The sequence below is a fragment of the Exiguobacterium sp. s11 genome (genome assembly GCF_018619015.1).
Taxonomy (GTDB): Bacteria; Bacillota; Bacilli; order Exiguobacteriales; family Exiguobacteriaceae; genus Exiguobacterium_A; species Exiguobacterium_A indicum.
In genome coordinates, this window is the sequence record NZ_JACSNF010000008.1 from 1 (window position 1) to 18,685 (window position 18,685).

The 18,685-nt window shown below is 47.9% G+C and carries 22 protein-coding genes; 21 read left to right on the plus strand and 1 reads right to left on the minus strand.

Annotated features, from left to right (window positions below):
* Positions 1-128: 128 nt before the first annotated feature.
* The 9 genes from KNQ12_RS16445 to rsmI are packed head-to-tail and all read left to right on the plus strand — an operon-like array spanning position 129 to position 6,586.
* Positions 129-1,547, plus strand: a complete 1,419-nt coding sequence (locus KNQ12_RS16445; RefSeq protein ID WP_214749838.1) for an aminotransferase class I/II-fold pyridoxal phosphate-dependent enzyme — start codon at positions 129-131, stop codon at positions 1,545-1,547.
* Positions 1,544-2,182, plus strand: coding sequence for a dTMP kinase (tmk, locus tag KNQ12_RS16450; RefSeq protein WP_214749841.1), 639 nt, complete (start codon positions 1,544-1,546; stop codon positions 2,180-2,182). Before KNQ12_RS16445 ends, tmk begins: the two co-directional genes overlap by 4 nt.
* The gene (locus tag KNQ12_RS16455) at positions 2,179-2,508 is read left to right on the plus strand and encodes a cyclic-di-AMP receptor (protein WP_023466519.1); all 330 of its coding nucleotides are present in this window, start codon (positions 2,179-2,181) and stop codon (positions 2,506-2,508) included. The genes tmk and KNQ12_RS16455 overlap by 4 nt, the downstream gene beginning before the upstream one ends.
* Positions 2,508-3,500, plus strand: a complete 993-nt coding sequence (locus KNQ12_RS16460; protein ID WP_023466521.1) for a DNA-directed DNA polymerase — start codon at positions 2,508-2,510, stop codon at positions 3,498-3,500. Before KNQ12_RS16455 ends, KNQ12_RS16460 begins: the two co-directional genes overlap by 1 nt.
* 6 nt (positions 3,501-3,506) lie before the next feature.
* Complete coding sequence (locus tag KNQ12_RS16465) at positions 3,507-4,337, plus strand: PSP1 domain-containing protein (protein WP_029343044.1); 831 nt, start codon at positions 3,507-3,509, stop codon at positions 4,335-4,337.
* A gap of 8 nt (positions 4,338-4,345) precedes the next feature.
* Positions 4,346-4,696: a DNA replication initiation control protein YabA gene (gene yabA, locus KNQ12_RS16470; RefSeq protein WP_119182633.1), complete on the plus strand. Its 351-nt coding sequence runs from the start codon at positions 4,346-4,348 to the stop codon at positions 4,694-4,696.
* Between the two features lie 51 nt (positions 4,697-4,747).
* Positions 4,748-5,485 carry a tRNA1(Val) (adenine(37)-N6)-methyltransferase gene (locus tag KNQ12_RS16475; RefSeq protein ID WP_023466526.1) on the plus strand — a complete coding sequence of 246 codons (738 nt, stop codon included), beginning with the start codon at positions 4,748-4,750 and terminating at the stop codon, positions 5,483-5,485.
* Positions 5,478-5,732 (plus strand): GIY-YIG nuclease family protein, encoded by a 255-nt coding sequence (locus KNQ12_RS16480; RefSeq protein WP_023466528.1) that lies wholly within the window; start codon positions 5,478-5,480, stop codon positions 5,730-5,732. The genes KNQ12_RS16475 and KNQ12_RS16480 overlap by 8 nt, the downstream gene beginning before the upstream one ends.
* Positions 5,729-6,586, plus strand: a complete 858-nt coding sequence (gene rsmI, locus KNQ12_RS16485; RefSeq protein WP_214749844.1) for a 16S rRNA (cytidine(1402)-2'-O)-methyltransferase — start codon at positions 5,729-5,731, stop codon at positions 6,584-6,586. The genes KNQ12_RS16480 and rsmI overlap by 4 nt, the downstream gene beginning before the upstream one ends.
* Positions 6,587-6,621: 35 nt before the next feature.
* Here the strand turns inward: rsmI and KNQ12_RS16490 are convergent, their stop codons facing one another.
* Positions 6,622-6,918 carry a transition state genes transcriptional regulator AbrB gene (locus KNQ12_RS16490; RefSeq protein WP_023466531.1) on the minus strand — a complete coding sequence of 99 codons (297 nt, stop codon included), beginning with the start codon at positions 6,916-6,918 and terminating at the stop codon, positions 6,622-6,624.
* Between the two features lie 324 nt (positions 6,919-7,242).
* Between KNQ12_RS16490 and metG the strand changes: the two genes are divergently transcribed.
* The 12 genes from metG (at position 7,243) to pth (ending at position 18,651) form a co-directional block, all read left to right on the plus strand.
* On the plus strand, positions 7,243-9,222 hold the full coding sequence (gene metG, locus KNQ12_RS16495; protein ID WP_255343760.1) for a methionine--tRNA ligase: 1,980 nt from the start codon (positions 7,243-7,245) through the stop codon (positions 9,220-9,222).
* Between the two features lie 59 nt (positions 9,223-9,281).
* On the plus strand, positions 9,282-10,049 hold the full coding sequence (locus KNQ12_RS16500; protein ID WP_023466535.1) for a TatD family hydrolase: 768 nt from the start codon (positions 9,282-9,284) through the stop codon (positions 10,047-10,049).
* Positions 10,046-11,317: a ubiquitin-like domain-containing protein gene (locus KNQ12_RS17180; protein ID WP_214749847.1), complete on the plus strand. Its 1,272-nt coding sequence runs from the start codon at positions 10,046-10,048 to the stop codon at positions 11,315-11,317. Before KNQ12_RS16500 ends, KNQ12_RS17180 begins: the two co-directional genes overlap by 4 nt.
* Before the next feature lie 66 nt (positions 11,318-11,383).
* Positions 11,384-11,941, plus strand: coding sequence for a ribonuclease M5 (gene rnmV / locus KNQ12_RS16510; protein ID WP_023466539.1), 558 nt, complete (start codon positions 11,384-11,386; stop codon positions 11,939-11,941).
* Complete coding sequence (rsmA, locus tag KNQ12_RS16515; RefSeq protein WP_023466540.1) at positions 11,938-12,816, plus strand: 16S rRNA (adenine(1518)-N(6)/adenine(1519)-N(6))-dimethyltransferase RsmA; 879 nt, start codon at positions 11,938-11,940, stop codon at positions 12,814-12,816. Before rnmV ends, rsmA begins: the two co-directional genes overlap by 4 nt.
* Before the next feature lie 84 nt (positions 12,817-12,900).
* Positions 12,901-13,140, plus strand: a complete 240-nt coding sequence (locus tag KNQ12_RS16520) for a Veg family protein (protein ID WP_012368950.1) — start codon at positions 12,901-12,903, stop codon at positions 13,138-13,140.
* 95 nt (positions 13,141-13,235) lie between these two features.
* Entirely contained in the window at positions 13,236-14,096 is an 861-nt protein-coding gene (ispE, locus tag KNQ12_RS16525; RefSeq protein ID WP_214749850.1) for a 4-(cytidine 5'-diphospho)-2-C-methyl-D-erythritol kinase, read from the plus strand.
* Positions 14,097-14,165: 69 nt separating this feature from the next.
* Positions 14,166-15,005: a pur operon repressor gene (gene purR / locus KNQ12_RS16530; RefSeq protein WP_023466544.1), complete on the plus strand. Its 840-nt coding sequence runs from the start codon at positions 14,166-14,168 to the stop codon at positions 15,003-15,005.
* Positions 15,006-15,163: 158 nt separating this feature from the next.
* Entirely contained in the window at positions 15,164-15,475 is a 312-nt protein-coding gene (spoVG, locus tag KNQ12_RS16535) for a septation regulator SpoVG (protein WP_023466546.1), read from the plus strand.
* Positions 15,476-15,643: 168 nt separating this feature from the next.
* On the plus strand, positions 15,644-16,993 hold the full coding sequence (gene glmU / locus KNQ12_RS16540) for a bifunctional UDP-N-acetylglucosamine diphosphorylase/glucosamine-1-phosphate N-acetyltransferase GlmU (protein ID WP_023466548.1): 1,350 nt from the start codon (positions 15,644-15,646) through the stop codon (positions 16,991-16,993).
* Positions 16,994-17,048: 55 nt separating this feature from the next.
* The gene (locus KNQ12_RS16545; RefSeq protein WP_012368955.1) at positions 17,049-18,005 is read left to right on the plus strand and encodes a ribose-phosphate diphosphokinase; all 957 of its coding nucleotides are present in this window, start codon (positions 17,049-17,051) and stop codon (positions 18,003-18,005) included.
* A gap of 88 nt (positions 18,006-18,093) precedes the next feature.
* Positions 18,094-18,651: an aminoacyl-tRNA hydrolase gene (gene pth, locus KNQ12_RS16550; protein ID WP_023466549.1), complete on the plus strand. Its 558-nt coding sequence runs from the start codon at positions 18,094-18,096 to the stop codon at positions 18,649-18,651.
* Positions 18,652-18,685: the final 34 nt, after the last annotated feature.

An 18,685-nucleotide genomic window follows, 5' to 3' on the forward strand; every position in this document is an offset into this window, starting at 1 on the left:
CACTTGAACGCCGAAAGTAGTTGGGGGCTTCCCCCTGTGAGGATAGGACGTTGCCAGGCACTTGACCGATCTGCAGATTGCAGGTCGGTCTTTTTGTGTAATCATTTTAGAGGAAAAGGAGTTTTTTCATGAAACACGAACTTCCTATTGTACATGCACTTCAACGTCATTTAGATCGATCGCCCATCTCATGGCATGTTCCTGGTCATAAGAATGGGACATTGACGCCTCTTCCTGACTTCTTTAAATGGGACGTCACAGAATTACCTGGTCTAGATGATTTTCATCATCCGGAAGAGGCTATTGCTGACGCGATAGCTTTGTTGCAAAAAGTCTACGGTGCAAAAGCGAGTCATTTCCTTGTGAATGGTTCGACCGTTGGAAACTGGGCGATGCTTGCCGCTACAGCAGCAAGAGGAGAGCGTGTTTATGTACAGCGTAATTCGCATAAATCCGTGTTTAATGCACTAGAATGGTTAGGAATCGAACCGATCTTTCTTGAACCAGACATCCATAAGGAAACGGGAATCAGTGGACATGTTTCACGTGAAACATTAAAGGAAGCGTTTACGAAATATCCAGGAGGAGTCGGCGTGTTTATCACTTCACCGACCTATTACGGGGAAGCAGCTGATATCACGTCACTCGTTCAGCTCACAGCGTCGCACGAACTCCCTTTATTAGTGGATGAAGCACATGGCGCACACTTCGGTGAAGCATTTGGTGTACGCTCTGCATTTGAATTAGGAGCAACCGCTGTTGTTCAGTCTGCCCATAAAACACTTCCAGCACTGACAATGGGAGCATGGATGCATGAGCGATTTTCAGAAAAGATGAGAAGGAAGTTACAGCGAGCGCTTCAAGCGTTTCAGACTTCGAGTCCTTCATATTTACTCCTGGCTTCATTAGATTACGCCCGTTCCTATCGTGAACAATGGACAGTTAGAGGTATGTCAGAAGTGCAAGCTAGTCATGATGCATTCATCGAAGCACTTCAACGGTTCGATCATATGACGGTTCTGCGATTCGATGATTGGTCGCGGATGACATTAACGTATGAGGGATATTCAGGAGATGCGTTGCTACACGCGTTACGAGCTGTTCAACTCGATGCGGAATTTGCTCTAGGAGATCACGTCGTCTGTATTTTGCCACTTCGTCCGCTCACAAAGTCTGAGCAGAATGACTGGGTCCACCGTGTCGAACGAGCCATTCAAATGATGAAATCAGAAGGAATTCCTTTGAAAAGGTATATCGAGCAACCAATTATGGGTAAAATACAGGTATCTGCTTTAGCTTGTTCTTATGAACAGTTAGAACAAGCAACAGGTATGTTCCGTCAGCTGGATGAGTGTATCGGTCATGTTTCACTCGAAACGATTATTCCATACCCGCCAGGCATTCCGTTGATCGTCAGAGGCGAACGCATTACGGCGGAACAGGTACTACGTTTACGATATTATCAAACCGTAGCCGTTCATTTGCAAGGAGGCGAACAATTGCAACGAGGAGCGTTACGCGTCATAGAGGAAGGGTTTGAAGAATGAAAGGTACGTTCATTACTGTCGAAGGACCGGATGGTGCCGGTAAAACGACACAACTACAATTGCTTAGTGATGTGTTAAAAGAAAAAGGTTATAACGTCATGACGACCCGCGAGCCAGGTGGCACACGCGTTGGGAACAAAATTCGTTCGTTGATTTTGAATCCTGATTTTGAAGAGATGAAAGAGATGACAGAAATTCTGTTGTATGCAGCGTCTCGTGCCCAGCATGTCGAGGAATTGATTCGACCGGCGTTAGAGGCAGGCACAATCGTCTTATGTGACCGATTCGTTGATGCGTCACTTGCGTATCAAGGATATGGTCTTGGACATCCGATTGATCTCGTGCGTCAAATCAATGATTCTGCAACAGGTGGGTTGGCGCCAGACCGAACGTATTTATTTGATTTAACGGTAACGGATTCTAAAAAACGAATGATGGACCGGGGAGCACTTGATCGAATCGAGCAGCGAGATGATGCGTTTCGTGCCCGCGTCTATGAAGGTTTCCAACAGATTGCAGTATCGGATCCGGAACGGGTGCAGATCGTACAAGCCAATCGATCGATTGAAGCGATTCATCAGGACTTAGTGGAAGATGTCATTACCTATTTAGAAGAAAAGGAGAGATTCTCATGAAAATGGTCATTACGATCGTTCAAGATAAAGATAGCTTACGTTTGGCGGAAGCACTTGTCGAGCATGATTTCCGAGCAACGAAACTAGCAACGACAGGTGGTTTTCTTAAAGAAGGAAACACGACGTTCATGATTGGTGTACAGAGTGAGCGTCTCGATGATTTGTTGCGATTGATCAAAAAGAACTGTTCAAGCCGCGAACAGATGGTTTCTCCAATCTCACCAATGGGTGGTCATGCCGATTCGTATATCCCGTACCCTGTTGAAGTCCAGGTAGGCGGGGCAACGGTCTTCGTCTTACCAATCGAAGGGTTTCATCAATTCTGATGCAGACGTTTCATGAATTGGAACAGACACAATCGGTCATTTCGACGATTCTTCAAAATTCGTTACGAAACGATCGAATCAATCACGCTTATATCTTCACCGGAGACTATGAGCCGCTTCTACTTGAAGCGGCTCACTTGTTCGCGAAAAGCCTTTTTTGTGAGGACCCGGTTGATGTAGAGCCGTGTGGTGTCTGTCGTAGCTGTCGGCGGATGGAAAGTGGCAACTTGGTCGATTATTATGAAATCGAACCAGATGGCGCGACCATCAAAAAAGAACAGATTCAACAATTGATGCATGATCTCTCACTCCGAGGACTTGAAGGTGATCGTCAGATTTATGTCATTACCCAGTCCCATAAGATGACTCCCCAAGCAGCAAACAGTTTGCTGAAGTTCTTTGAGGAACCAGGAGAAGGAAAAGTGGCTTTATTGTTGACGAATCAACCCCAGCTCCTTTTACCGACGATTCGATCGCGGGGACAGTTATTAAGTTTTCGTCCGGCGGATCGTCAAATGATTGGCGAGGTTTTATCTGAAAAAACGGGACGGGACCACGAGTTGACGCAATTGGCAGCGCGTGTCTATCCAAAAGTCGAGGATGCAGAAGAAGCATTACTCGAAGACTGGTTTGTAAATGCGCGAGCGTCAGTGTTACAATTGATGGAGGAATTAGCGAATCGTCCGGCTGATTTACCACTGTTCGTACAAGAGAAATGGATGGGACAATTCAAAAACCGTCAGGATGTCCGAATCGGTCTTGAACTCGTCACTTGTTTCTTCGAGGATGTCTTACGTCTGAAACTGAATCCGGCGTGGGAAGGTATGACCTATACGAATAGTAAACCCCAACTTGAACAGATGGGGTCCAAGAGCCAGACGACGATCACCCGCTGGTTGCAAGCTGTGCTTGCCGCAGTAAGACGGGTCGAAGCGAATGTTAATCCCCAATTAACAGTTGAGCGTCTCATGTTTGACTTACAGAAAGGGTAGAGCGACATGCTAGAAGTAGTAGGCGTTCGCTTTAAAGAAGCGGGCAAAATTTATTATTTTGCACCTGGACAAGAGTCATTATCACGAGGACAAGCAGTCATCGTTGAGACGGTACGGGGCATTGAATATGGCGAAGTGGTCATCGCCGATAAACAAATGGACGAAGAAGATGTGGTGTTGCCACTGAAATCCATTCTTCGGATTGCTGACGATAAGGATGCAATGATCGTCCGCGAAAATAAAGTCGCAGCGCTTGATGCGCATGCGGTATGTGTCGAAAAAATCCGTGAACATAAACTCGATATGAAATTGGTCGATGTCGAGTACACGTTTGATCGCAATAAGGTCATCTTCTACTTCACGGCAGAAGGACGTGTTGACTTCCGTGAGCTCGTCAAAGATTTAGCGGCGGTCTTCCGGACGCGTATCGAACTCCGTCAAATCGGTGTTCGGGATGAAGCGAAGTTACTAGGAGGCATCGGTCCGTGTGGTCGTGTCTTATGTTGTTCATCTTTCCTCGGTGAGTTCGAACCGGTTTCGATCAAGATGGCAAAAGATCAAAACCTGTCGTTGAATCCGACGAAGATTTCAGGAGTATGTGGTCGTTTGATGTGCTGCCTGAAATACGAGAACGATACGTATGAAGAAATGCGCCGTGATTTGCCGGACTACGGAAAACGTTTGACAGTACCTGAAGGCGAAGGACGCGTCGTTGGTTTGAACATCCTCGATCAAGTCGTTCAAATCGAACTGAAGGATCGTTCCCGCGTCTTGACGTATTCAATGGAAGAACTATTATCCGTTGGTGCCGTAAAACCAAAACGACCAAAAGAATAACGGGGTGCATACGCGTGGAGAGAGTCGATAAAAAAGAAATCATTACGCGTGTCGATGCGATTGAGCAACAGATTCATTTGCTGACTGAGCATCTGAGCGTGTTAAAGGATCAGCTGGCTTACATGATGGAAGAGAACCAACATCTGTACCTGGAGAATCATCATCTTCGAGAAAAAGTCGAACGCGATGAACAACAGCCGGTCACGGAAGCGGAAGAAGCGGAAGCAGGCGTCGGTGCGGGCTACGATAATCTCGGGCGATTGTACCAGGAAGGGTTCCACATCTGTAACTTGCATTATGGACAAGTACGAAAAGACGGCGATTGTCTCTTTTGCTTATCCATGTTAACGAAACATTGAGAGGCTGACTTCTACATGAGTCAGTCTTTTTTTCGGAAAGGAAGGCACGACATGTTTGAACTATTACCAGACGAACGACTTGATTATCTCTTAGGACAGGAAGGGAAAATCATTCAAAGTCCATCCGTCTTCTCGTATTCACTTGACGCGGCACTGCTCGCACGATTTGCGTGGGTCCCGATTCAACAGGGACGGATTGCCGATCTCTGTTCAGGAAACGGTGCAATTCCACTCTTTTTATCCTACCGGACGAAAGGGCAGATCACGGGTCTTGAAATCCAGCCACGACTAGCGGAGATGGCACGACGGAGCGTCACCTTGAATGAACTGAACGACCGGATTGAGATGATTGAAGGGGACGTCAAAGAGGCGGGAGCGCGTCTTGGATACGGCATCTATGATGCTGTCACCTGCAATCCGCCATATTTTTTAGCAAATGAGACATCGAACCAAAACCAAAGTGAACATTATACGATTGCAAGGCACGAAGTCCTCTGTACCCTTGAAGACTGTATTCGAGGTGCATCTGATTTGTTGAAACAAGGCGGAAAAGCAGCGTTCGTTCATCGACCGGAACGACTGCTCGATATCGTCACCTTGATGCGGACGTATCGCTTGGAACCGAAACGGATGCAGCTGATTTATCCGAAAGCAGGGAAGGAAGCAAACATGCTGTTGATCGAGGGGATCAAGGATGCAAAACCTGGACTGAAGGTGCTTCCCCCATTCATCGTCTATGAAGCGGACAACTCGTATGCGGCTCAGATGAAAGAACTGTTCGATGTCTGAGCATGCAGTCTATATCGTTCGGTGCCAAGATGATACGTATTATACGGGTTACGCCGTAGACGTCACACAACGCATTGCGACACATAACGCAGGTAAGGGTGCGAAGTATACACGTGCCCGTCTGCCGGTCGTCCTCGTTCATCAGGAAGTTTTCGCGACGAAGTCAGAGGCAATGAAGCGGGAATATGCGATTAAACAATTAACCCGTTCACAAAAAGAACGGTTGATTCAAGGAGGAACCTCATGAAAGCGACGAGTAGCTATCAACAGCAAGGAGCCGGTCTCTATATCGTCCCGACACCAATCGGCAATTTAGAAGACATGACGTATCGGGCCGTACGGATTTTACAGGAATCCGATATCGTCGCAGCAGAAGATACGCGGCAGACGATGAAACTGTTTCGACACTTTTCGATTGAGTCGAAGCTTGTCAGTTACCATGAACACAATAAACAAACAAGCGGCGAACGACTCCTCGCTGATTTAGAGGCAGGAAAACAAATTGCCCTCGTCTCTGACGCCGGTATGCCTGGCATCTCGGACCCGGGAAGCGACTTGATCCGCCAAGCGATTGTAGCAGACATCCCTGTCATCGTTCTTCCGGGTGCGAACGCTGCGTTGACCGCTCTTGTCGCGTCCGGATTATCGACGGAACGCTTTTTATATTACGGCTTTTTGCCACGGAAGAAAAAAGAACGTCGCGAAGCGTTGGAGCAATTGAAATACGAAACCGGAACGCTCGTCTTTTATGAAGCACCACATCGTTTGAAAGAGATGTTGCAAGGGATCGAGGAAGTACTCGGTGATCGCCAGGTGACGTTAGCCCGGGAATTAACGAAACGGTACGAGGAGTACATTCGGGGAAGCGTGAGTGAATTACGTGCTTGGGCAGCAGAAGACGTTCGAGGTGAGTTCGTCGTTCTTGTCGAAGGGTCAAATGAAGAACGACCTGATGCGGTCATTCAAGACAGTGATCCACTCGAGCAAATCCGTCGGTATATCGAAGAAGGAGAAAAGCCGAATGCAGCGTTGAAGCGTGTCGCCAAGGAACGGGGACTGGATCGTCAGGAGCTGTATCTTGCGTTTCACGAAGCAGATTAAAAAAAGGAAGCCCCGTCAGGAGCTTCCTTTTTTGTTTACTCGTTGCTTGCGTAATGACGATCGAGGAAATCTTTTAATTCAACGAGAACGCGTTGTGCGCCATCTGGTGAAAGAATCAATTTACCATCAGCCAATTTGAAGTTATCTTCTGATACTTCTCCTGTTACTTGGCAAGTCATGTTTGGTTTATATTTTTTAAGGATGATCTGTTCGTTGTCGACATAGATCTCGAGGGCATCCTTTTCTGCAATTTGAAGTGTACGGCGTAATTCGATTGGAATTACGACACGACCGAGCTCGTCTACCTTACGTACAATACCTGTTGATTTCATTTTGTTGTTCCTCCTTTGATGTCATGAATCTCTTTTTCTTTTGAAAAATCGTCAAAATTCGACATCGTTTCTATAGAATGTAGAATACTAGACTTTCCAAAAGTAGTCAACCAATCTGAATAGCTTGAAATCAAAATGTCATTTATTTCTCAAAAACACCATATTTGAAACGATTTATTAATACTTTTTCCCTTTTTAAAGGAAATGAAACTATAGAGTGTGTTTTTTTGTAATTTGATGTCTGATGTCAAAAAATGTTTTGATTCGACAAAAAGTGAGTTTCGACATCAGTCCCGTAACAGCGTATAATAGCCTATAATGAAGATGGAAATTAGAGAACGGAGGAATAACATGGCAAAGACATTTTATATCACGACCCCGATTTATTATCCAAGTGCAAAACTACATATCGGTCACGCGTACACGACGGTGGCTGGAGATGCGATGGCACGATACAAACGACTTCAAGGATTTGATGTCCGGTATTTGACAGGTAGCGATGAGCACGGTCAAAAGATCCAGGAAAAAGCAGCAGAAGCAGGGATTTCGGAACAGGCATTCGTCGACGGTGTCGTCGAACAGATTAAAGTCTTATGGGATCGTCTCGACATTTCGTACGACGATTATATCCGGACGACAGAACCACGTCACAAGAAAGTCGTCGAAAAAGTGTTCGAGACACTTCTTGAATCAGGCGATATCTATTTAGGTGAATACGAAGGTTGGTATTCGATTCCGGATGAGACGTACTACACGGAATCACAACTCGTCGACGGGAAGAGCCCTGACAGTGGACACCCGGTCGAACTCGTTCGCGAAGAATGTTACTTCTTCCGGATCAGCAAGTACGCGGACCGTCTGCTTGAGTACTTTGAAGCGAATCCGTCATTCATCTTGCCAGAATCACGTAAACACGAAATGATCAATAACTTCATTAAACCAGGTCTTCAAGACTTAGCGGTCTCACGGACGACATTCAACTGGGGTGTACAAGTCCCGTCGAATCCAAAACACGTCGTCTACGTCTGGATCGATGCGTTGACGAACTACATCTCGTCACTCGGTTACGGTACGGACGATCACGGTAACTTCGATAAGTACTGGCCAGCAGATGTCCATCTCGTCGGAAAAGAAATCGTTCGTTTCCACACGATCATTTGGCCGGCACTCTTGATGGCGCTTGACCTCCCATTACCGAAGAAAGTCTTCGCACATGGTTGGTTGTTGATGAAAGACGGAAAAATGTCGAAATCAAAAGGAAACGTCGTCGATCCGATTCCATTGACGGATCGCTACGGTCTCGACGCTCTTCGTTATTACCTCTTACGGGAAGTGCCATTCGGTTCGGACGGTATGTTCACACCTGAAGCATTCGTTGAGCGGATGAACTATGATTTAGCGAACGATCTCGGGAACTTACTCAACCGGACGATCGCGATGGTCACGAAATACTTTGATGGTGAGATCCCAGCCTATACAGGTAACGTGACACCGTTTGATGCGACATTGTCGGATCTTGCAAAAGAAACGGTCACGAAAGTCGAAGCATCGATGGAACACATGGAATTCTCTGTCGTACTGTCGAATATTTGGCAATTGATCAGCCGTGCCAATAAATACATTGATGAGACACAACCATGGGTGCTTGCAAAAGACGAATCCAAAACGGCGGAACTCGGTTCTGTCATGGTGCACCTCGTTGGCGTCTTGCGTCACGTGGCGATCATGTTGCAACCGTTCATGACGCGTTCACCAAAAGAGATCTTCGCGCAACTGGGTCTCTCTGGACAAGCGATGGACTGGGCAGCGCTCGAGAAATTCGCAGACATCGCACCAGGAACGAAAGTCGGTACAGCGACACCAATCTTCCCACGTCTCGACGTCAAAGAAGAAGTCGAAGCAATCGTCGACATGATGCGCCAAGCTTCTGCAGCACGTGTTGAGGAAGAGGAAGTTGAAGAAGAAGACGAAGATATTCGTCCAGAAACGACAATCGATGTCTTTGACCAAATCGAACTCCGTGTCGGTGAAGTCGTGACGGCTGAAAAGATCAAAAAGGCGAAAAAACTATTGAAGTTACAAGTCGATATGGGCAAAGAAACACGCCAAATCGTCTCTGGTATCGCTCAGTGGTATGAGCCGGAAGATTTAGTCGGACGAAAAGTCATCGTCGTGGCGAACTTGAAACCGGTCACGTTACGTGGCGAACTCTCACAAGGAATGGTCCTTGCTGCTGAAAAAGCAGGAAAACTTGAACTGGCGACGGTTCCGTCAACGATGGCGAACGGCGCAAGCGTAAAATAAAACCGATGCCTGTGGACTCCATGTCACAGGCATTTTTTTAAAGAAGGAGTCGAACAGCTATGTTAATCGATACACACACTCACTTAAATGCAGACCAATTCGCGGACGACGTCCACGAGACGATTGAGCGGGCACGCGCGAACGGTGTCTCACCGATGATCGTCGTCGGATTTGATCATAAGACGATTGATCGTGCGATGGAACTCGTCGAAGCGTACGATGATCTTTATGCGGTCATCGGGTGGCATCCCGTCGACTCGATTGATTTTGATGAGGAGGCGTACCAAAAGGTCGAACGGTTGATGGATCACGAAAAAGTCGTTGCGCTTGGAGAAATTGGGCTCGACTATCACTGGGATACGTCACCGAAAGATGTGCAGCAGGAAGCTTTTCGTAAACAAATCCGGCTTGCGAAGCAGAAAAAGAAGCCGATCGTCATCCATAATCGGGAAGCGACAGAAGATACATTACGGATTCTTGAAGAAGAAGATGCGAAAGAAGTCGGTGGGATTCTGCATAGCTACAGCATGAGTGCGGAATTATTACCACGCTGCCTGGCGATGAACTTCTATATTTCACTCGGAGGTCCCGTCACGTTCAAGAATGCGAAGATGCCGAAGCGTGTTGCGCAGGAAGTCCCGCTCGATCGTCTACTCGTCGAGACGGATTGTCCGTATCTGACACCGACGCCACACCGCGGGAAACGCAACGAACCCGCTTACGTCCGGTTCGTCGCTGAAGAGATTGCGCAGCTCCGTGGCATGATGTATGCCGACGTCGAAGCAGCAACGACCGAAAATGCCAAACGGGTCTTCCGCTTGCCATGATGCGTTCGTTGACATTTACTACGATTGGATTCAGTCTTTTACTTGTTGCTGCACTCATCTATGGAATGATGGATCATCCGCAAACCGTGACCGTCTTGATTGATGGACAAGAGCAGCAAATTGAAACGACAGCCGATTCCGTTTATGGCGTACTTAAAGAAGCAGGCATCACGACGCGAACGAATGACATCATCGAACCAGCGCTCAGTGCTGATTTACCAGAAAAACGGTTGATCGTCATTCAGCGTGCGAAAGAGATCACACTGATCATGGGCTATGGTGAATCCCGTCGTGTTCGGACGCAGGCGCGCCAAGTGAAGGATTTGCTGGCAGAACGTGGTATCAAGAAAGCGGAGACGGATGATATCTATCCGTCCTCTGACGCTGTTCTGAAGAGTGGCATGACGGTGCGATACCGAGAAGCTTTTCCTGTTGATCTTGTCGTCGGTGGAAAAGCCCGACAACTCTACACATATGAGACGTCGGTCCGGGAATTGTTAGCGCGAGAAGGAATTCGCTTGCAAAAAGAAGATCGGGTCGCTCCAGATCCCGACACCCGCGTGACGGAAGGGACGTTGATTACGGTCAACACGACACGTCGTGCAACGTTGACGCAGGAACAGCTCGTTCCGTTTGAAATCGAAGAAGTCGAGGACCCAACTTTACCGGAAGGCGAACAACTCGTGACGGCATCTGGTCGTCCAGGTGTCCGAACGAAAAAGTATCAATTGACGCTTGCTAACGGTTTGAGCAAAGAGAAAAAACTGATTGGTGATCAAGTGACGCAGACACCCGTCAAACAAGTCGTCAAAGTCGGAACCAAACCGGTCGAGACACCCGTCGAAGCGCCTGTCTTCAACGAAGAACAGGCGACGAATCCGTTAGCTGAAACACCGAAGGCCGATACGGATCTTGATTTTGCGAGTGCGAAGAGCTTGATGGTCGAAGCGACAGCGTATACGAACGATCCAGCTTCAAACGGCAGTCGTTTGTATAACGGTCGCGCCTTGACCGCGACCGGGTATGACGTGACAGATACGATCACCTATCAAGGGATGCCGATTATCGCGGTTGATCCGAAGGTCATTCCGCTTGGTACGAAGGTCTACGTCGAAGGAGTGGGGCTTGCGATCGCCCTCGATACCGGTGGCGCCATCAAAGGCAATAAGATTGATGTCTTGGTCGACGGAGAACAAACAGCGAAGACGTTCGGTCGAAAACAACTGCAAGTCTGGGTCATTCCTAGTGCAACGGAAGCGGACACGTGACGCTTCCTTGTTTTTTTCGTGGAAACAGGTACAATTACGAGAGTGTTTGAAGAAGGTGGAGAGATCATGCGGAAACGCTTAAAAGAAGTCATCGTCGTCGAAGGACGGGATGATACGACACGATTACAAGAAGTCTTTGATGTCGATACAATTGAAACGAACGGCTCAGCCGTCAACGAACAAACGATGCAACGCATCGAGAAGGCGCTGGAACGGCGCGGTGTCATCATTTTCACGGATCCTGATTTTCCAGGAGATCGTATCCGTGCTCGAATCAATGAACGCGTACCAGGCTGTAAACATGCTTATCTTCCGCGTGCTCAAGCAAAAGACAAGCGAGGCAAAATCGGTGTGGAGCATGCCTCACCTGCCGCAATCGAAGAAGCGCTCGCTGCTGTCTATGAGACGGAAGAAGCACCGGTTGCTGAAGTGACACGTGAGATGATTCTGGCAGCTGATTTGATTGGTGGACCAGCAGCCTCGATCCGCCGTCGTCGTCTCGGTCAGATTCTTGCGATTGGTGAACCGAATGCCAAACAACTCGTCAAACGCGTCGCATCAATCCGGATCACGCGGGCAGAATGGGAAGCGGCTTTGAAACAATTAGAGGAGGAAGAAGTTTGAAAGACATTGCTACATTGCATCGGACGAAAGAAATTTTAGCGAAACATGGCTTTTCGTTTAAAAAATCGTTGGGACAAAACTTTTTAATCGATTTAAACGTATTAGGAAACATCGTCGGGGCAGCTGGATTAACGCCTGAGAGCGGCGTACTCGAGATCGGACCAGGAATCGGCTCATTGACGGAACAATCGGCGAAACAGGCGAAAAAAGTCGTCGCTCTTGAAATCGATCAGCGGTTGCTACCGATTCTTGACGATACACTTTCACCGTATCCTCATACGAAGGTCATTCACGGCGATGCTCTTGAACTTGATCTTTCGACGATCGTCGCAGAAGAGTTCACGCAAGAAGGCATCACTGACATTGCCGTCGTCGCGAACCTCCCGTATTACGTCACGACACCGATCATCATGCGGATTCTCGAAGCGAAAGCACCGTTTCGGACGCTCGTCATGATGATTCAAAAGGAAGTCGCTGAACGAATCGGTGCAAAACCGGGCACGAAAGCATACGGTTCTCTATCGATCGCGATTCAGTATTATGCGGAAGCTGAAGTCTGCTTCACGGTTCCAAAACAAGTCTTCATTCCGGCACCAAATGTCGATTCAGCAGTCATCCGTTTGAACATTCGAAAAGAGCCGGCGGTACAGACACAGGATGAGGCATTATTCTTCGAAATCGTCCGAGCAAGTTTTGCACAACGCCGGAAAACGATTTTGAACAACTTGACGACACACTTCGGGAAGACGGAAAAGGCGGCGGTCGAAGCGGCATTGTTGGAAGCTGGAATCGAACCACGTCGTCGCGGAGAAACGCTCAGCCTGCAGGAATTCGCACAGTTAGCGGATGCACTTTTGCCAATTAAAAAACGTTGACGGATACGATTAGAACAGATATAATATTTCCCCTTTCTAATATTTATTTAATATGCTATAATAAATATTAGTGAGGTGAAGCGTATGCCAAAGACGTTGAACGAAATCAGACATGTTTTCGAAACACATGTTGGTGAAAGACTGACGCTAAAAGCAAGCGGCGGTCGTAAAAAGGTCGTAACCCGAATCGGAACGCTCGTTGAGACGTATCCTTCGGTGTTTGTAGTCAAGCTAGACGCAGAGCGCCACAATGTCGAGCGAGTTTCTTATAGCTACGCCGACGTGCTAACAGACTCCGTACAAATCGAATTTGCGAATTCGTAAACTTACCTTCCGAAGCGGACAAAATGTTCGCTTCTTTTTTTGTGGAAAGGTTGATACAATTCCTACAGGAAACGAACTAGAGGAGGAACGGCACGATGACGATTATTGTAAAGGCTCCGGCCAAGATCAACCTAGTCCTGGATGCGACGGCAAAGCGCCCGGACGGCTATCACGATGTACATATGGTGATGACGACAGTCGATTTGGCAGACCGTCTAGAATTGACGGAGCTGCCGTCAGGAGAAATTCGCATGAATGCCCAGCATGCTTACGTTCCAAACGACGAACGTAATCTTGCGTATAAAGCAGCAGCGATCTTAAAAGAAAAATACGACGTCAAGACGGGGGTCGAAATCTTTTTAGAGAAACACATCCCGGTCGCAGCGGGACTTGCTGGTGGTTCCAGTGACGCGGCAGCGACGTTACGCGGTTTGAATGAGTTATGGCAACTCGACTTGACGCTTGAAGAGTTGGCGGAAGTTGGCGCAGCGGTTGGATCTGATGTTCCGTTTTGTGTCATGGGTGGAACAGCGATTGCAACAGGTCGCGGAGAGAAGCTAGAAAAACTTGTCTCACCACCACCATGCTGGGTCGTTCTTGCCAAACCGACGATTGGTGTCTCGACGGCTGACGTCTATGGTGCCCTCGACTTGAACACGGCAAAACGTCCGAACGTCGAAGCGATGATCGATGCGGTGAAGGCGCAAGATTTCCAAGGCATTTGCCAGTCACTCGGGAACGTTCTCGAATCGGTCACGTTGCCGATGCACCCGGAAGTCGAGCAGATCAAGGAATTCATGGCGAGTTGTGGCGCAGAAGGCGTCTTGATGAGCGGAAGTGGTCCGACAGTCTTTGCGTTGACGGAACACGAGAATCGGGCACAACGTCTCTATAATGGATTACGTGGCTTTTGTAACGAAGTCTACGTCGTTCGTCTTTTAGGCGAAAACCATTGATAATATCCGTATGAAAATGATATATTCACTATTGAATATTCGGAATTACGGAGAGGTGGAACAAAACAAATGAAAATTCGGAGAAGTGGTCGATTGGTCGACATGACGCGGTACTTGCTTGACCATCCCCATCATCTCGTCTCATTGACGATTTTTGCAGAACGCTACAAATCGGCGAAATCGTCGATCAGTGAAGATTTAGATATCGTCAGCGAGATGTTAGAACATGAGGGAACGGGTCGTCTCGTCACGGTACCAGGTGCTGCGGGTGGCGTCATGTTCATCCCGACGTGGAGCAGTAAGAAGGCGTTACCGTTCATCGATGATCTATGTGAACGTGTCGCACGTCCAGATCGACTGTTACCGGGGGGATATCTCTATTTGACGGACTTACTCGGGGATCCGAAGATGGTCAAACAAATGGGGCAAGTGTTTGCATCTGTCTTTAGCCAAAAGAAAGTTGATGTCGTCATGACGATCGCGACGAAAGGGATTCCGCTTGCTTATGCGGTCGCTGAGCAACTGGGTGTGCCGTTCGTCATCGTGCGTTCAGATAGTCGTGTCACGGAAGGATCTACGGTCAGCATCAACTATGTTTCAGGGTCTTCAAAAGCGATCCGGACGATGGCACTTGCGCGTCGGAGCTTGCCACGTGGAGCGAACGTCTTATTGATCGATGACTTCATGAAAGCTGGCGGAACGATTCGTGGAATGATGAGTCTCTTGAGCGAGTTCGAAGCAAAGGTTGCAGGTGTTGGGGTCTTGATCGAGGCAGAGGGTGCTGAGAAGAAGATGGTCAACGAATACGTCAGCTTAATGAAATTAGCGGACGTCGACGTCGATCTCGGTCAAATCCAAGTCAAGCGTGGAAACGTCGATCACTATTTCTCGGAAGCCGAGACTACCTGAAATTGACAGCCGCATGGATTGTAACTATACTGTAATTATCAAACTTTTGGAAATTATGCGTAAAAAGATTGGGAAAGACTAAACCTTTATTTGTTTTAAGCCGTAAGTAGAAGTAGACAACGAAGAGTTGTGACAACGGTTAAAGGGGTGCGGACAAAATGAACGTTACGGACGTTAAAATTCGTCGCGTCGTGGCAGAGGGTCGAATGAAAGCACTTGCCTCTATTACGCTCGACCACGAATTCGTGGTACATGATTTGCGTGTCATCGAAGGGAATAGTGGTCTCTTCGTCGCCATGCCAAGCAAACGAACGCAAGAAGGTATCTTCCGGGATGTCGCTCATCCAATCAATGCATTAATGCGAAAAAAGGTCGAAGATTCAGTACTCGAAGCTTATGCGGCACGTGAGGAACAAGAAGAAGGCATCGGTTACGAAGTCGCTTCTGTTCAAACGACAGATCAAGTATAAGGAAAAAGACAGCTTTTCTCTTCTTGGGAAAAGCTGTCTTTTTTCTCGTTTTTTCCTCGATTCCGCTTCGTCCCATCATTGAATAACGGTGCCGTTTTCGTTATAGTTGGAACGAGTGTACTATTTCAGAACGAAATCAACACTAATTTACGTGGAGGAGCGACAAGGATGAATCATTTCGCGGTAATTCTAGCAGCGGGTAAAGGAACTCGGATGAAATCGAAGCTTTACAAAGTACTTCACCCAGTCGCTGGGAAACCTATGGTACAGCACGTCGTCGATCAATTAGCGACGCTCGGCGTCAAGCGACAGGTCGTCATCGTCGGTCACGGTGCGGAATCCGTCAAAGAAGTGCTTGGCACATCGGTGGAATACGCACTTCAAAGTGAGCAGCTTGGCACAGGACATGCTGTTCAAATGGCAGAACCCGTACTTGGGAACGAACAGGGAGCGACACTCGTCGTCTGCGGCGATACACCGCTCTTGACGAGCGAGACATTAGCTTCATTGTTACAACATCATACGGAGACGAACGCAAAAGTGACTGTCTTGACGGCACTCGCTGACGATCCGACTGGTTACGGACGAATCGTACGCGGTGAAGACGGAAACGTCTCGAAAATCGTCGAGCATAAGGATGCGAATGCAGAAGAACTCGCGATTCGTGAAATCAATACTGGTACGTATGTCTTTGATAATGAGATGTTGTTCGCGACGCTGAAGCAGGTCAAGAACGATAACGCGCAAGGTGAGTATTACTTACCAGACGTGATTGAGATTGCAAAGGCAGCAGGCGAAACAATCGCAGCGTATGCGGCACCTACGTTCGAAGAGACAATTGGTGTCAACGATCGCGTCGCACTTGCGCAAGCGGAAACATCGATGCGCAAGCGGACGAACGAGTACTGGATGCGTCAAGGTGTCACGTTCGTTGATCCGTCTTCGACGTATATCGGACCGGATGTCACGATTGGTTCAGATACTGTTCTTTATCCGGGAACGCAATTACTCGGTCAGACGGTCATTGGTTCAGAATGTACGATTGGTCCGAACTCGGATATCCGTAACAGTGAAGTGGCAGATGGTGCCATTGTTCGTCAATCCGTCGTCACGGACAGCAAAATTGGTCCAGCAGCGCAAGTCGGTCCATTCGCGCATTTACGTCAACAAGCAGTTCTCGGGGCGAACACACGCGTCGGAAACTTCGTTGAGATCAAGAAATCAACATTCGGTGAAGGTAGCAAATCAGCCCACCTGAGCTATGTCGGAGATGCGACGATCGGAGAGAACGTCAATCTCGGTTGTGGATCGATCACGGTCAACTACGATGGAAAAAATAAATTCCAGACGATCATTGAGGACGATGCCTTCATCGGCTGTAACGTCAACTTGATCGCACCGGTCACGGTCGGAAAGAACGCCCTTGTTGCTGCCGGATCAACCGTCACGGATGATGTGCCGGAAAACGGTCTCGCGATCGCACGGGAACGTCAAACGACGAAACCCGATTATCGTTAATTCATTACTTGTCGCTCTACTCGTCTAAACCCAAACAAATGGAGGCCACCTACACATGTCTACTGTCTTAGAACATGAAATTCGTATTTTCGCACTCAACTCGAACAAACCACTGGCAGAGGAAATCGCTAAAGTCATCGGAATCCCGGTCAGCGAAAGTTCAGTCAAACACTTCAGTGATGGCGAAATTTCGATGAACATCGAAGAAAGTGTCCGAGGGGATGATATTTACATCATTCAATCGACAAGCCAACCAGTCAACGAAAACCTGATGGAACTTCTCATCATGATCGATGCACTGAAACGGGCGTCTGCACGGACAATCAACGTCGTCATTCCGTATTACGGTTATGCGCGTCAAGACCGCAAAGCACGTTCACGTGAGCCAATCACGGCGAAACTCGTTGCGAACTTGCTTGAAGTAGCAGGGGCGACACGCGTCGTGACGATGGATCTCCATGCAGCACAAATCCAAGGGTTCTTCGATATTCCAGTAGATCAATTGATGGGTGTACCGCTTCTCGCTTCATACTTCGAGAAAAAGAACATCGATCCAAACGAACTCGTCATCGTTTCTCCAGACCATGGCGGTGTCACACGGGCACGTAAATTAGCAGAACAATTAAAAGCACCGATCGCGATCATCGACAAACGCCGTCCGAAACCGAACGTCGCAGAAGTCATGAACATCGTTGGTCAAGTCGACGGTAAGATTGCCATCATCATTGATGACATCATCGATACAGCGGGTACGATCACACTTGCAGCGAACGCTTTGATCGAAAACGGAGCGAAACAAGTCTATGCATGTTGTACACACCCTGTTCTTTCAGGTCCAGCAATGGAACGGATCGAGAACTCAGCGATCGAAGAACTCGTTGTCTTGAACACAATCGATTTAACACAACGCGAATGTGCAAGCAAAATCAAACAAATCTCTGTGGCACGCTTGCTTGCAGAAGCAATCATCCGTGTACACGAACAGAAATCAATCAGCCCGCTCTTCAGCTGATTGCTTGATGCATACGAACGACGTGGTCCGGTTTATTGAAATCGGACCCTTGTTCGTTTACTTTTTTAAATAGAAATGAGGAATCGATATGAAATGTATCGTCGGATTAGGGAATCCTGGAGCGAAGTATGCGAATACGCGCCACAACATCGGTTTTCTTGCGATTGATGCCTTAGCGGAGAAGCACGGGATCAAGCTTTCAGAATCGAAGTTTAAAGCCCTCTTCGGAACGGGAATGATAAACGGAGAACGTGTCGTGCTCGTCAAGCCATTGACGTATATGAACTTATCAGGTGAAGCGGTGCGACCGTTACTTGATTTCTATAAAATTGCGGTCGAAGATGTGCTCGTCATCTATGACGATCTGGACTTGCCGCTTGAGAAACTACGGTTGCGTTCAAAAGGCAGTGCAGGCGGTCATAACGGCGTCAAGTCGTTGATCCAGCACCTCGGTACGCAGGAGATCAAGCGTCTTAAGCTCGGCGTCGGTCGACCACCGGCACCCATCCAAGTCATTGACTGGGTGTTAATGAATTTTTCGAAGGCAGAACAAGGAAGTTTGCAACACGTACTCAATGCGTCTGTCGATGTAGCGACAGACTTCATAGACACACCGTTTCTCGCTTTGATGAATCGGTATAACTGAACGCAACGCTTTGGGGTTCCAAAGCGTTTTTGCT

Coding starts and splice junctions, on each gene's coding strand:
- KNQ12_RS16445 (WP_214749838.1), top strand. CDS start 129: ATGAAACACGAACTTCCTATTGTACATGCACTTCAACGTCATTTAGAT.
- tmk (WP_214749841.1), top strand. CDS start 1,544: ATGAAAGGTACGTTCATTACTGTCGAAGGACCGGATGGTGCCGGTAAA.
- KNQ12_RS16455 (WP_023466519.1), top strand. CDS start 2,179: ATGAAAATGGTCATTACGATCGTTCAAGATAAAGATAGCTTACGTTTG.
- KNQ12_RS16460 (WP_023466521.1), top strand. CDS start 2,508: ATGCAGACGTTTCATGAATTGGAACAGACACAATCGGTCATTTCGACG.
- KNQ12_RS16465 (WP_029343044.1), top strand. CDS start 3,507: ATGCTAGAAGTAGTAGGCGTTCGCTTTAAAGAAGCGGGCAAAATTTAT.
- KNQ12_RS16475 (WP_023466526.1), top strand. CDS start 4,748: ATGTTTGAACTATTACCAGACGAACGACTTGATTATCTCTTAGGACAG.
- KNQ12_RS16480 (WP_023466528.1), top strand. CDS start 5,478: ATGTCTGAGCATGCAGTCTATATCGTTCGGTGCCAAGATGATACGTAT.
- rsmI (WP_214749844.1), top strand. CDS start 5,729: ATGAAAGCGACGAGTAGCTATCAACAGCAAGGAGCCGGTCTCTATATC.
- KNQ12_RS16490 (WP_023466531.1), bottom strand. CDS start 6,918: ATGAAATCAACAGGTATTGTACGTAAGGTAGACGAGCTCGGTCGTGTC.
- metG (WP_255343760.1), top strand. CDS start 7,243: ATGGAAATTAGAGAACGGAGGAATAACATGGCAAAGACATTTTATATC.
- KNQ12_RS16500 (WP_023466535.1), top strand. CDS start 9,282: ATGTTAATCGATACACACACTCACTTAAATGCAGACCAATTCGCGGAC.
- KNQ12_RS17180 (WP_214749847.1), top strand. CDS start 10,046: ATGATGCGTTCGTTGACATTTACTACGATTGGATTCAGTCTTTTACTT.
- rnmV (WP_023466539.1), top strand. CDS start 11,384: ATGCGGAAACGCTTAAAAGAAGTCATCGTCGTCGAAGGACGGGATGAT.
- KNQ12_RS16520 (WP_012368950.1), top strand. CDS start 12,901: ATGCCAAAGACGTTGAACGAAATCAGACATGTTTTCGAAACACATGTT.
- ispE (WP_214749850.1), top strand. CDS start 13,236: ATGACGATTATTGTAAAGGCTCCGGCCAAGATCAACCTAGTCCTGGAT.
- purR (WP_023466544.1), top strand. CDS start 14,166: ATGAAAATTCGGAGAAGTGGTCGATTGGTCGACATGACGCGGTACTTG.
- spoVG (WP_023466546.1), top strand. CDS start 15,164: ATGAACGTTACGGACGTTAAAATTCGTCGCGTCGTGGCAGAGGGTCGA.
- glmU (WP_023466548.1), top strand. CDS start 15,644: ATGAATCATTTCGCGGTAATTCTAGCAGCGGGTAAAGGAACTCGGATG.
- KNQ12_RS16545 (WP_012368955.1), top strand. CDS start 17,049: ATGTCTACTGTCTTAGAACATGAAATTCGTATTTTCGCACTCAACTCG.
- pth (WP_023466549.1), top strand. CDS start 18,094: ATGAAATGTATCGTCGGATTAGGGAATCCTGGAGCGAAGTATGCGAAT.